This is a genomic window from Parazoarcus communis SWub3 = DSM 12120 (genome assembly GCF_003226565.1).
Classification (GTDB): Bacteria; Pseudomonadota; Gammaproteobacteria; order Burkholderiales; family Rhodocyclaceae; genus Parazoarcus; species Parazoarcus communis.
Map to the genome: position 1 here is coordinate 384,461 of NZ_QKOE01000001.1, position 12,363 is coordinate 396,823.

Annotated in this window: 12 protein-coding genes; 7 read left to right on the plus strand and 5 right to left on the minus strand. The window is 63.2% G+C overall.

Annotated elements, in window-relative coordinates; genetic code table 11:
* Positions 1-6 precede the first annotated feature (6 nt).
* The 5 genes from DNK49_RS01795 to DNK49_RS01815 are packed head-to-tail and all read left to right on the plus strand — an operon-like array spanning position 7 to position 3,687.
* Complete coding sequence (locus DNK49_RS01795) at positions 7-702, plus strand: ABC transporter ATP-binding protein (protein ID WP_110522589.1); 696 nt, start codon at positions 7-9, stop codon at positions 700-702.
* The gene (locus DNK49_RS01800; RefSeq protein WP_110522590.1) at positions 699-1,913 is read left to right on the plus strand and encodes an ABC transporter permease; all 1,215 of its coding nucleotides are present in this window, start codon (positions 699-701) and stop codon (positions 1,911-1,913) included. Before DNK49_RS01795 ends, DNK49_RS01800 begins: the two co-directional genes overlap by 4 nt.
* Positions 1,914-1,917: 4 nt before the next feature.
* Positions 1,918-3,117, plus strand: a complete 1,200-nt coding sequence (locus tag DNK49_RS01805; protein WP_110522591.1) for an ABC transporter permease — start codon at positions 1,918-1,920, stop codon at positions 3,115-3,117.
* A gap of 4 nt (positions 3,118-3,121) precedes the next feature.
* Positions 3,122-3,409, plus strand: a complete 288-nt coding sequence (locus tag DNK49_RS01810) for a hypothetical protein (protein ID WP_110522592.1) — start codon at positions 3,122-3,124, stop codon at positions 3,407-3,409.
* A gap of 59 nt (positions 3,410-3,468) precedes the next feature.
* Positions 3,469-3,687 carry a hypothetical protein gene (locus DNK49_RS01815; RefSeq protein ID WP_110522593.1) on the plus strand — a complete coding sequence of 73 codons (219 nt, stop codon included), beginning with the start codon at positions 3,469-3,471 and terminating at the stop codon, positions 3,685-3,687.
* Positions 3,688-3,766: 79 nt separating this feature from the next.
* Here the strand turns inward: DNK49_RS01815 and DNK49_RS01820 are convergent, their stop codons facing one another.
* The 4 genes from DNK49_RS01820 to DNK49_RS01835 form a co-directional block, all read right to left on the minus strand.
* The gene (locus DNK49_RS01820; RefSeq protein WP_110522594.1) at positions 3,767-4,972 is read right to left on the minus strand and encodes a pseudouridine synthase; all 1,206 of its coding nucleotides are present in this window, start codon (positions 4,970-4,972) and stop codon (positions 3,767-3,769) included.
* 117 nt (positions 4,973-5,089) lie between these two features.
* Positions 5,090-6,376: a TRAP transporter large permease gene (locus DNK49_RS01825; protein WP_110522595.1), complete on the minus strand. Its 1,287-nt coding sequence runs from the start codon at positions 6,374-6,376 to the stop codon at positions 5,090-5,092.
* 13 nt (positions 6,377-6,389) lie between these two features.
* A complete protein-coding gene (locus tag DNK49_RS01830) occupies positions 6,390-7,085 on the minus strand; it encodes a TRAP transporter small permease (RefSeq protein ID WP_110522596.1) in 696 nt (231 codons plus the stop codon).
* A 74-nt stretch (positions 7,086-7,159) separates the two neighbouring features.
* Positions 7,160-8,164, minus strand: coding sequence for a TRAP transporter substrate-binding protein (locus tag DNK49_RS01835; RefSeq protein ID WP_110522597.1), 1,005 nt, complete (start codon positions 8,162-8,164; stop codon positions 7,160-7,162).
* Positions 8,165-8,389: 225 nt separating this feature from the next.
* On the opposite strand from DNK49_RS01835, the gene DNK49_RS01840 reads away from it, so the two are divergent.
* Together DNK49_RS01840 and DNK49_RS01845 are read left to right on the plus strand one after the other, a co-directional pair.
* The gene (locus tag DNK49_RS01840; RefSeq protein WP_207806860.1) at positions 8,390-10,369 is read left to right on the plus strand and encodes a two-component system sensor histidine kinase NtrB; all 1,980 of its coding nucleotides are present in this window, start codon (positions 8,390-8,392) and stop codon (positions 10,367-10,369) included.
* The gene (locus DNK49_RS01845) at positions 10,366-10,971 is read left to right on the plus strand and encodes a response regulator transcription factor (RefSeq protein ID WP_110522598.1); all 606 of its coding nucleotides are present in this window, start codon (positions 10,366-10,368) and stop codon (positions 10,969-10,971) included. Before DNK49_RS01840 ends, DNK49_RS01845 begins: the two co-directional genes overlap by 4 nt.
* A gap of 16 nt (positions 10,972-10,987) precedes the next feature.
* Here the strand turns inward: DNK49_RS01845 and tilS are convergent, their stop codons facing one another.
* Positions 10,988-12,334, minus strand: a complete 1,347-nt coding sequence (tilS, locus tag DNK49_RS01850) for a tRNA lysidine(34) synthetase TilS (RefSeq protein WP_424444905.1) — start codon at positions 12,332-12,334, stop codon at positions 10,988-10,990.
* Between the last annotated feature and the right edge of the window lie 29 nt (positions 12,335-12,363).

The following is a 12,363-nucleotide window of genomic DNA, read 5'->3' on the forward strand; positions in this document are numbered from 1 at the left end:
CCCGTCATGGCGCAGATCGAACTGGCCGGCATCGAGCGCACCTTCACCCTGGGTGACAGCCGGGTTCACGCCCTGCGCAATATCGAACTTGCCGTTTCTGCCGGCGAGTATCTGGCAATCATGGGCCCCTCGGGCTCCGGCAAGTCCACCCTGCTCAACCTGCTGGGCCTGCTCGACCGTCCCGATGCCGGCCATTACCGGCTCGAAGGCCGCGACGTCACCGCACTATCGGGGGATGAGCAGGCTGCAGTGCGACGCGATCGCATCGGCTTCGTGTTCCAGAGCTTTCATCTGGTTCCCCGTCTGAGTGCAGCAGAAAACATCGCCCTGCCCTTGATGCTGTCGGGCATGCCACCTGCCGAGCGCGACGCTCGGGTGGCGCGGGCGCTGCACGACTTCGGCCTGGAGTCCCGGGCCCGCCATCGCCCGGAGGAGCTTTCCGGTGGCCAGCGCCAGCGCGTGGCCATCGCCCGTGCCACCATCATGCAGCCCGCGATGCTGCTGGCCGACGAGCCGACCGGCAATCTGGATCGTCACACCGGGCAAGAGGTCACCGAGTTGCTCGAAGCGCTCAACGCTGGCGGTACCACGCTGATCGTGGTCACCCACGACCCTGCGATGGGCGCCCGTGCAAACCGCAGGCTGATGATGGAAGACGGTGCCATCGTCGACGATGTCCTGGCATCTGACATGACACGATGACGCCGGCCGACACCCTGCGCTTTGCCAGCCGGGCCGCGGCAGCCTATCCCTTGCGCACTGCCCTGATGGTACTGGCCATGTCGATCGGTGTGGCCGCGGTGGTGGTGCTGACCGCGCTGGGCGACGGCGCCCGCCGCTATGTGGTCGACGAGTTTGCCTCGCTCGGCGCCAACCTGATCATCGTGTTACCTGGCCGCACCGAAACCGGTGGCGTCAATCCCGGCAGCTTCATCACTGGCACGCCCCGCGACCTCACCGTAGCGGACGCGGCCGCGCTGACGCGCGCGCCCCTGGTGCACCGCGTCGCCCCCTTGTCCGTGGGTAACTCCGAGATTGCCGTTGGCGGCAAACTTCGTGAGGTGATGGTGCTGGGCACCACCTCGGACTATGCCGGCATCCGCCTGCTCGACCTCAACCAGGGCCGCTTCCTGCCACCTGAAGCGGACAAACAGGCCAGCGCCGTCGCCGTCATCGGCAGCCTGATCCGCAAGGAGCTGTTCGGCAGCGAGCCCGCCGTCGGCCGCATGATCCGCGTCGGTGACCGCCGCCTGCGCGTCATCGGCGTGCTGGCCCCCGCCGCCAAGGGACTGGGCATGAGCCACGACGAGTTGGTCATCGTACCAGTCGCGACCGCGCAAGCCATGTTCAACACCAATACCTTGTTCCGCATCATGGCCGAGGCCAGCAGTCGCGAGGCATTGATCCCCGCACAGCGCCAGATCGAACAGATCCTGCAGGCCCGTCGCGATGGCGAACTCGACGTCACCCTGATCACCCAGGATGCCATCCTCGGCACCTTCGACCGCATCCTGGGCGCGCTGACACTGGCCGTAGCCGGTATCGCCGGGATCAGCCTGGCAGTGGCAGGCATTCTGGTGATGAATGTGATGCTGGTCGCCGTTACCCAGCGCACTGGCGAAATTGGCCTGCTGAAGGCCCTGGGGGCCAATACCACCGACATCCGCAACGCATTCATCGTTGAAGCCTTGCTGCTGTCACTTGCAGGCGCGGCCGCAGGATACGGGCTGGGCCAGGCCGGCGCCTGGGTGATCCGCCTGCTCTGGCCTGTGCTGCCGGCCTGGCCACCGGACTGGGCAGTGATCGCGGGCGTCGGCACCGCACTGGCGACCGGGCTTGTGTTCGGCGTCATGCCGGCGCGGCGCGCAGCGCGCCTCGACCCCGTGCAAGCCCTGTCCAGGCGCGGGGGCTGAAACGATGCGCTGGCGGGACTTCGCACTGCTTGCGCTACGCGCCCTGATCGCGCATCGGCTACGCAGTTTCCTGACCCTGCTGGGCATCGCCGTCGGCATTGCCGCAGTGATCCTGCTGACCTCGATTGGCGAAGGCCTGCACCGCTTCGTGCTGAAGGAGTTTACCCAGTTCGGTACCAACATCATCCAGCTCAGCCCCGGTCGCCTGGGCGCACGCGGCGGTCCACCCGGCCTGCCATCCACCACCCGGGACCTGACACTGGAGGATGCCGCAGCAGTGGCAAGACTCCCCTTGGTGACCGGCGTCACCCCTGCGGTATCGGGCAATGCGGAAGTCCGCGCCAACGGCCGGGTCCGGCGTACCCTGGTGATGGGCGTGGGTGCCGACATGGACCGGATGTACTCGATGACCGTGCGCAGCGGACGCTTCCTGCCACCAGACGATGCCAGCACGGCACGCCCCTTCGTCGTACTTGGGGCCACGCTGAAGCGCGAGTTGTTCGGCCATGCGGATGCACTGGGCGAGCGCGTCCAGATCGGCGGGGAACGTTACCGGGTGATCGGCGTCATGGAAGAAAAGGGCCAGTTCCTGGGCATGGACCTGGACGACACCGCCTACATCCCGGCCGTGCGTGGGCTGGCGCTGTACCAGCGCGACGGACTGATGGAAATCAACATCAGCTACGCCGAAGGCACACCCGCGACGCTGGTGGCCGCAGCAGTCCGCTCGCTGATGACCGCGCGTCATGGGCGCGAGGATTTCACCCTCACCACCCAGGAGGACATGCTTGCCAGCCTATCGAACATTCTCGGCATCCTCACCGCGGCCGTCGGGGCACTCGGTGGCATTTCGCTGCTGGTCGGCGGGGTGGGCATCGTCACCATCATGACCATCGCCGTGTCCGAACGCACGGGCGAGATTGGCCTGCTGGTCGCTTTGGGTGCAAAACGACGGACCATTCTCGGCCTGTTCCTCGGCGAAGCCATCGTCCTGGCTGCACTCGGCGGCTTGTTCGGGCTATTGCTCGGCAGCGGCCTGGCCGCCCTGGTCGGCGTGCTGGTACCTGCCTTGCCTGTCGCCACCCCGTGGCATTTCGTCGTGTTTGCGGAAGCGATCGCGGTATTGATCGGCCTGCTCGCGGGGGTGTTGCCGGCTCGCCGCGCCGCAGGTCTGAATGCCGTAGACGCCCTACGTGCGGAGTAGCCCGATGCCGACACCCGCTCAGCTGGTTTCCGGACTTGCGCTGCTGGCGCTGGCCACCAAGCTCTACCCGGCACCTGCACCCTGGTACTGGTGGCACAGCCGGATCGACGGCCAGGGGCATTGTGCCCAGATCTCGCCCGGTCCGGGCTGGATCCGTGGAGCAGGACCTTTTCGTGACCTGCGTTGCACCCAGGCGGCCGACGCAAGGCGTCAGACGTCCCCGCCCGCGATTGACCCAGGTCAACCCGAAGTCAGATCGATCAGCAAGAAGCCGATTCAGTCACTAGATTGAAACAAAGCGGAAATGAAAGAGCGTGCATCCGTCACGCTCTGGTATTCGAGGAGACCATCATGAGCATTTTCGACTCCCCCATCGGCCGCTGCGAGGCCGTCCGGGAACTCGTCCTGCTGGATGAGACACAGGCTGAATGCGCACGCGAACACGAGTGTCCGCCCGGACGCGAATGCCCGCTGGACGGCTGTTTCACGCCGGTCAGCGGTCTGTCGGAAGAAGACGCCGAACGGTTGGCAAAACCCGTATCACGCCGTCGTACCAAAGCCGCCCACTGAATGGCCAAGGAGGCACACCCATACCCCCAACGAAACAAACAGCCACCGACCCGCACAGCGCAGTCGGTGGCTGTCATCGTCAGGCGAAGCCTTCGTCCTCGGTCAGGAAACGCCACTGCCCCAAGGGTAGATCGCCCAGCTTTACCTTGCCGATCCGTACCCGCTTCAGGCCAACGACCTTCAGTCCAACGAGTTCGCACATGCGCCGGATCTGACGTTTGCGCCCCTCGCGCAGCACGAAGCGCAACTGGTCTTCGTTGATCCACTCGACCTTGGCCGGGCGTAACGGCCGATCGTCCAGCCACAAGCCATGGTTGAGCAGCGCAAGTCCGTTCTCGGCCAGTTGCCCTTCTACCCGGACCAGATACTCCTTTTCCACCTCGGAGTCGTCGCCGATCAGCTGTCGTGCCACCCTGCCGTCCTGAGTCAGCACCAGCAGGCCGGTGGAGTCGATATCCAGCCGCCCGGCCGGCGCCAGCCCCTTGAACACCGAAGGATGAAAACGCTGGGCGGTGTCGCGGTCGAACTGATTGTCCGGACCGATCAACGATACCGCAGGCTGATAGCCTGGCTCTGGCTGGCCCGAGACATAGCCAACGGGCTTGTGCAGCAGGATGGTGACGCGCTCGGCCTGCTGCCGTCGGGCTTCGGGCGCCAGCACGATGCGTGCATCTGGATCGATGCGTACCCCTAGTTCGGAAATCCGCTTGCCATCCACAAAAACCCAGCCACGTTCGATCAGTTCATCCGCCTCCCGACGCGAACAGATGCCGCGATCCGCCATGACCTTGGACAAGCGCACACCCTCGGCCGTGGAGGTTCGGGGCGTCACAGGCGGCCCCGGCACCCGGGCGGGTGCTGACGTTGGTGCGGAATGCCCCACTGCACGATCGCTTCGCCTCTGCGCGGCCCCCGTCGGCTTGCCTGCAGGCCGTCCTTGCTCACCACGCGGCGCACGTGCCCCGCGTTCGCCAGCCTCGCCACGTCGCGCGTTTCCCGCCGGGCGAGCGGAACGATCGTCGCGCCGACCTTCAGTCGCCGAACCCGCTTCATCCCTTCCCGGACGTGCCGGCGAGCGCGACTCACGCTGATCGCTGCGCTTCTGCTGACCCGTCGCGCCGCGGTCTTCGCGTCGCTCACGCGGCGGGGATGGCGGCTGGCGCCCCCGGTCCTGTCCGGCAGTCTCCGGCGCAACAGTCTCGTCACGAGCGGCACGACGCAACTTGAGCGTACCCTCGATCTGGCTCGGCACCGGTTTCGGCGGATTCCTGCGGATGGTGTTCATTCTGCCCCCCTGGCGTCACACGACGTTTTCAACAAACAGCCACGATTATGCGCCCATAGCAAAAACAAAACCCGGCTTGACGCCGGGTTCCGCTGTACTGCCTAGCGCACAAGACGCTTACATCATGCCCAACGCCTTGGGCAGGAAGGTGGAAATGCTCGGGATGTAGGTGATCATCATCAAGAACACCAGCATCGTGTACAACCACGGCATGACCGCCTTGCTCATCTCGGTCAGGCCTGCCTTGGTCACACCACTGGCGACGAAGAGGTTGAGGCCAACAGGTGGTGTGATCATGCCAATCTCCATATTCACCACGATCATCACACCGAAATGGATCGGGTCGATACCCAACGCAACCGCCACCGGAAACAGGATCGGCGCCAGGATCAGGATGATCGACGACGGCTCCATCAGCGCACCGGCGACCAGCAGCAGGACGTTCACCACGATCAGGAAGCCGATCGGTCCCATACCACTGGCAACGATCGCATCGGCCATGCGCTGAGGGATCTGCTCACTGGTCAGGATGAAGGAGAACAAGACCGCGCTGGCAATGATGAACAGCAGCATCGCGCTCATGTTCGCCGAATCCAGCAGCACACGCGGAATCTGCTTGAAGGTTAGATCCTTGTACACGAACACGGCAATGATGAAGGCGTACACCGCGCTCATTGCAGCCGCTTCGGTCGGCGTGAACATGCCGGAGTAGATGCCCCCCATCACCACCACGATCAACATCAGACCCCAGAAAGCCTTGCGGAAGGCCTTGAAGCGATCCCCCCAGCTGACCTTCTGCAGCGTCGGGTAGTTGTTCTTGCGAGCCACATACCAAGTCGTCAGCCCCAGCATGAACGCTAGCAGCAAACCGGGAATGACACCCGCCATGAACAACGCACCGACCGAAGAATTGGTCGTCACCGAGTACATCACCATGACGATCGAAGGCGGGATCAGGATACCCAGACCGCCAGCAGACGCCACCACCCCGGCACCAAAGCGCACTGGATAGCCCTGCTTGATCATCGCCGGGATCAGGATGGAACCGATTGCGACGACAGTCGCCGGACTGGATCCGGAAACCGCAGCGAACAGGGCGCAGGCCAGCACTGCGGACATGCCGAGACCGCCGCGCAGATGGCCCACCATTGCCGTGGCAAAGTTGATCATCCGGCGAGCCACACCGCCGTGAGTCAGAAAATTACCTGCCAGGATGAAGAACGGAATCGCCATGATCTCGAACTTCTCGATGCCGGTGAACATCTTGAGTGCCACTGACTCGAGCGGCACATCTGTGAAGATGAACATGAAACTCAGCACCGTGAGGCCAAGCGCCACACCTACCGGCATGCCGATCGCCATCAGGACGACGAGCAGGCCAAAAATTGCAATCGTATTGGTCATGACTTCGTCTCCTTCACTTGCCCGAACCAGGACGCTTCGCATCAGCATCGCGGCGACCGTGCTCTATATCTTCAGCAATCGAGATTGCCTCCCCTTCGAGCAGCACATTCTCGTCCTGGTCCTCGTCGAGCCCCTCAACGTGACCATGATCATGGCTGGGCAGCTCACCGGTTCGCGCAAAACTCATCATGACCTGCAGGAAGCGGTAACACATGAGGAAGGACCCCAGCGGTACGGCCGAATACACAATCCAGGTCGGCCATTCGAGGTCGGGTGTGGTGGGGCCTTCGAAAAAGTCGCCTGTATCACGGCCGAACAAGGACAGCGTCTCGTAAGCCATACCGTTTTCCCAGACGAAGAGTGCGCCAAACACACCGATCAATCCGGTAAAGACGACCCCACATACAAGCCCGATCTGAATCAAGGCCGCACGCGAACCACCCGTCAGCTTGTTAACGAGGATGTCGACACCCACGTGAATGCCGGTTCGCACGCCATAGGCGGCACCGAACTTGGCCATCCACACGAAGAGAATGATGCAGAACTCCTGTGCCCAGCCGACATTCATTTCGAGCAACCAGTCCTGGACCAAGGGAATTTCGTATCCAGACAGGTAACGATGCACCACCGAGACGAAGATCACGATCGTTGCCACTGCCATCAGGGCGCCGATGATGAACTCCTCGAGGCGGTCGAGAAGCTTGTTCATGATTGTTTTCCCCCGAAAAAACGCCCGTCAGATCAATCGAGCCTGACGGGCGCTGCTGGGTTGAGGCAAGAGAATTACAGCTTGGCCGGGTCGAAGCCGGTTTCCTTGTAGATGGACTGGATCAGTTCAGCACCGATCCGCGACTCCATCTTCTTGTGAACCGGAACCAGCGCCTTCTTGAAGGCTGCCTTCTCTTCGGCGGTCGGGGTATAGACCTCGGTCTTGCCCGAAGCCCGTACGCCGGCCAGCGCCTTGTCGTTCTCTTCCTTGGCGATCTGATTGGCGTAGGCAGTGGATTCGACCATGGCCTTGTCGAGCTGGGTGCGAACCTCAGCCGGCAGACCGTCCCAGAACTTCTTGTTGGTGATGACGGCATAACCCAGGTAACCGTGATCGGTCAGGGTCATGTGCTTCTGCACTTCGTGCATCTTCTGGGTGAAGAGGTTGGAGTGCGGGTTCTCGGTCCCGTCGACCACGCCGGTCTGCAGTGCCTGATACACCTCGGAGAAGGCCATCACCTGAGGCAGCGACTTCACCTCGCGCATCTGCTCTTCCAGCACCTTGGACGACTGGATGCGCATCTTCTTGCCACGCAGGTCTTCCGGCTTCTTGATCGGAGTGTTGGCGGAGAAGGACTTGAAGCCGTTATCCCAGAAAGCCAGGCCCTTGATGCCCTTGGGCTCGAGCTTGGCCAGCAGTTGGGCGCCAACCGGACCTTGCGTGACCTTGTTCAAGGCTTCGTAGCCGTCAAAGATGTAAGGCAGGTCGAACACTTCGAACTCACGCACGCCGAGCGGCCCGAACTTGGCCAGCGACGGCGCCAGCAGCTGGACCGCGCCCAGTTGCAGCGCTTCCATCTCTTCCTTGTCCTTGTACAGCGTGCTGTTGGCGTAGACTTCAACCTTGACCGCACCGCTGGTGTACTTCTCGGCCAGCTCCTTGAACTTCTCGGCAGCCTTGCCCTTGGGCGTATCCTGTGCCACGACGTGGCTGAACTTGATCACGATCGGGTCAGCGGCCACGGCAGTCGCAGACAGGCCGGCAGCGATCAGACCCAGAAACAGTGTACGAATCTTCATCTCACATCTCCTCCAGTTGAAAAACCTACGCACTGAATGCGTTTTCGAACCGGTCGCGTGCCTCGTCTGCCCCGCGAGACCGGATTTTCTGCAGGTACAGACCTGCCGAAAGGTGGCGAAGTATTGTTCCGAGGGCCCGAACGACGCTATTGTGGAATACCGCAAACACAAACGATCGGGCCATAAGGCCATTCGATAGCAGCCCCTCCTGCCTCCCTCCCCCCGATGCCGGCCACCACAACACTCGAAGCCCCCCCTGCTCCGCGCAATGCCTGGATCGGTAGCCTGCCCTATGCCGCGCTGGTGCTGTTTCTGGGGGCCATTGCGCTGCTGGTGTGGCTGACCCGCGAGTACGATGCGGACGAGCAGCAGACGACCTTGATCACCGATGTGCTGTGGATGGAGCAGAACCTGCGCTTTCAGCTCGATCGCAACGAAGCCTTGCTGCAACAGCTTGGCGTCGAGCTGCTGACAGCCGAGCGCCCCAGCGCGCAGGCAGACGCGCAGCTGCGGCAGTTGATGAGCCAGGATCGCGGCATTGTCCGCGTCCTGTGGATCAATGCCGACGGACAGATCATGGGCGCCCTCCCTCCAGTGCTCGACTCCGGTCTCGTTGGCGAAGCCGACGGTGCAGTTCCAGCAGAATCGGTGATGAAGCTGGCACGCGCCGTGGGGCGCCCGGTCTATGGCCCCGCCTATCCGGTCGTTGGGGGACGCCATCACTTTGAAGTGCATGTACCCACATGGTCGGAGGAGCGTTTTGCTGGCGTGGTGGTCGCAATCTACTCCCTGTCCGACCTGGTCACCCGCGAATTGCCCTGGTGGTTCTCCGAGCGCTACCGGGTTGCAGTGCTCGACCCGGACGGCCGAGAGATCGCGGCGAAATCCAAGATCGCCCCGCTCGCCGCGCAGCGCAGCTATACCACGCCATTCGAGCCGCCGGGTCACGGACTGACACTGCAGATCACCGCCTACAAGGGTGAGACCCGCTGGATGCCAGTTCTGTTGATTGCGTCCATCGTGTTGTTCGGCGCAATCATCGTATGGAGTGTGTGGCAACTACGCCGTCAGCTCGCGCGCCGCCAGGCTGCCGAGCAGGCGCTACGCAATGAGTCCGCATTCCGCAAGGCCATGGAAGACTCCGTCATCACCGGCCTGCGCGCGCGCGACCGAGAGGGGCGCATCACTCACGTCAATCCGGCCTTCTGCCGGATGACCGGATACAGCGCCGAGGAGCTGCTCGGCGCCCGCCCGCCCATGCCTTATTGGGACCCCGACCAGCTGGAGCGGACGATGGAGGTGCACAATCAGGTCATGCGGGGCGGCACACCCAATGAAGGCCTGGAAGTATCGTTAAGGCGCAAGAACGGAGAACGTTTTGATGCGCTCATCTTCGAAGCACCGCTGATCGACGCCGAAGGCCACCACAGTGGGTGGATGGGTTCGGTGCTGGACATCACCGAGCAGAAGCGCGCCCGTGAGCTGGCGCGCCAGCAGGACGAACGCCTGCAGGCTACATCCCGCCTGGTGACCATGGGGGAGATGGCATCAACGCTGGCGCATGAACTGAATCAGCCGCTAGGTGCAATCGCCAGCTACAACAGCGGGTGCATCAACCGACTGGAAGCCGGTCAGCTGGATGCAGCCGAACTCCGCGACATCCACGACAAGATCGGCCGCCAGGCCCGCCGGGCCGGGGAGATCATCCGCCGGGTACACGACTTCGTCCGTCGTTCAGAACCCAAACGCGAGGCGCTGTTGCTCAACACCGTCATCCGCGACGCGGTCGGCCTGATCGAGGCCGATGCGCGCAAGCGCCGGATGCGCATCATCAGCGAACTCGCACCGGATCTCCCCCCCATCACTGCCGACCCGGTGATGATCGAACAGATCCTGGTCAATCTCGTCCGCAACGGCATGGATGCGATGGCAGACCTGCCACCCGAGCAGCGTCAGGTATTGATCCAGACCCGCCAACGGAACCACATGCTTGAGGTCCGGGTCACGGACCGCGGTTGCGGCATTGACCCCGAAACCGCCGCCCGCCTGTTTCAGCCCTTCTTCACCACCAAGGCCGAAGGCATGGGAATGGGCCTGAACATCTGCCGCTCGATCGCTGAGCTGCACCACGGTCGCCTGACGTTTGAACCCAATCCGTCTGGCGGTACCATCTTCATCCTCACGCTACCGATAGAACGCCCATGAGCCAGGCCTGCGCCCACATCATCGACGACGACGAAGCCATTCGCGACGCATTGCAGTGGCAGTTCCGCACCCGTGGCGTCGAATGCACGCTATGGCCCAGTGCCGAAGCCTTTCTTGACGCCTGGCAGACGGACTGGCGTGGTTGCATCGTGCTCGACATCCGCATGGAAGGCATGAGCGGACTGGAATGCTTCGACACCTTGATCGAACGCCAGTGCAGCCTGCCGGTGATCTTCATCACCGGTCACGGCGACGTCCCCATGGCGGTCAGCGCGCTGAAGAAAGGCGCATTCGACTTCATCGAGAAACCCTTCTCGGACAACGAGCTTATCGAGCGTGTCGAACGCGCCATTGCACTCGACACCGAGCGCCAGCGCGCGGCAGCGGACCGGGGCACCGTCGAAAGCCGGCTTGCCTCACTGACCGCACGCGAACGTGAGGTCATGGAATTGATCCTCGAAGGCAAATACAACAAGGTGATCGCCGATCAGCTGTCGATATCGATGCGTACCGTGGAGGCACACCGATCGAAGGTGTTCGACAAGATGCAGGTGCGCTCCGCAGTCGAACTCGCCCAGATGCTGACCACGCTCAAGGGTTGAGCCCCTGGGGGCCGGATCATGCCTGAGCATGCCAGACCGGCAACACCCCAGCACGGCCCGGCGGACAGGCAAAGCCCTGGTCAGCGCCAATCCCCCCGACCCAGACGACCTGCCCATCGATCGTCAGTACCGGCAGCCGCGCCCTCAACCAGTCCGGGATGGCTGCCTCCTGACACAGGTTCTTGAAACTGCGTCGCGGCCTGCCGGCAGCAGGCTGCAGACGCAGGCCAGGCGGCCTCAGATCCAGCCGGCATTCATTTGCAGCCAGAAAGTGGCGCTCGTCGATCCCCTGTCCCTGCGCACGCTTGAACACCACATGCCCCCCCCCCCATGGCAAATGCGCCCCGGGCAGCCCTTGCCAGGACTGCGGCACCGGCAGATCTGACACCAAGGCCTCCAGCCAGGCTTGATCCCGATAGGCATGCCAGACGAGCCCCCCCAGTGGCAAGCGGAATGGCCGTTGCTCGCCAACCTCGCGAAACTGGCGGACCGCCTCAAGCATGCGCGCGGTGGACAGCGGCAGCATCCCGTGCCTCTGTATCTGCCACATCAGCAGGTTGAGCAACCGCGAGTCTGTCAAGGCAAGCAGGGCTGACCGGCGCCAGCCACGCACGCCGTCGTCCAAATTGGGATCGCCGCGGCACGCGCAAGCATCGAGTTCGGCCAGGTCATCCAGCAGCCCGGCCGCTTCCCGAAAATGCGCTGCCGCCCGGCCCAGCGAAACTGAGGCAGCGGGAAAGGCCTGCTCAATTTCAGGAAGGATGCGGTGACGAATGCGATTGCGCGCGAAACGGCAGTCCGCATTGCTCTCGTCATCGACCCACGAGAGTCCGGCGACATGCGCATGCTCGACAAGCTGTGGCCTGCCGGCAGCCAGCAAGGGACGCAGCCGCCCGGGCTGACGCAGCGGTCGTGCATCGATCTCTGCCATTGCGGCAGCACCACGCACGCCCGTACCGCGGAACAGTCGGAACAAGACGGTTTCTGCCTGATCGTCGCGATGGTGGCCCAGCGCAATCCAGTCACAGTCTTGGCGATCAAATACCGCATGGCGCTGGCGCCGCGCCGCGCCCTCGAGCCCATCACGATCGCCGGCCGGCACGTTCACGCACACGGCTTGAAAGGCCACGCCGCGGGCTGCGCAGACCCGCTCACAGAACGCCAGCCAATCATCTGCATTCGGGCTCAGTCCATGGTGAACATGAACCGCAGAAAGCTGGAAGCCCAGACTGGGTTGCAGTGCGCACAATACATCAAGCAACACGATCGAATCCATGCCGCCCGACAGCGCACAACACACCCTTGTACCGGGCCCCACCGCAGCCCGGTGAAGCACCTCGGCAGCCAGCGCTCGCAGATCCACGACCATCGCTCGAGCCGCAGACCTCATGC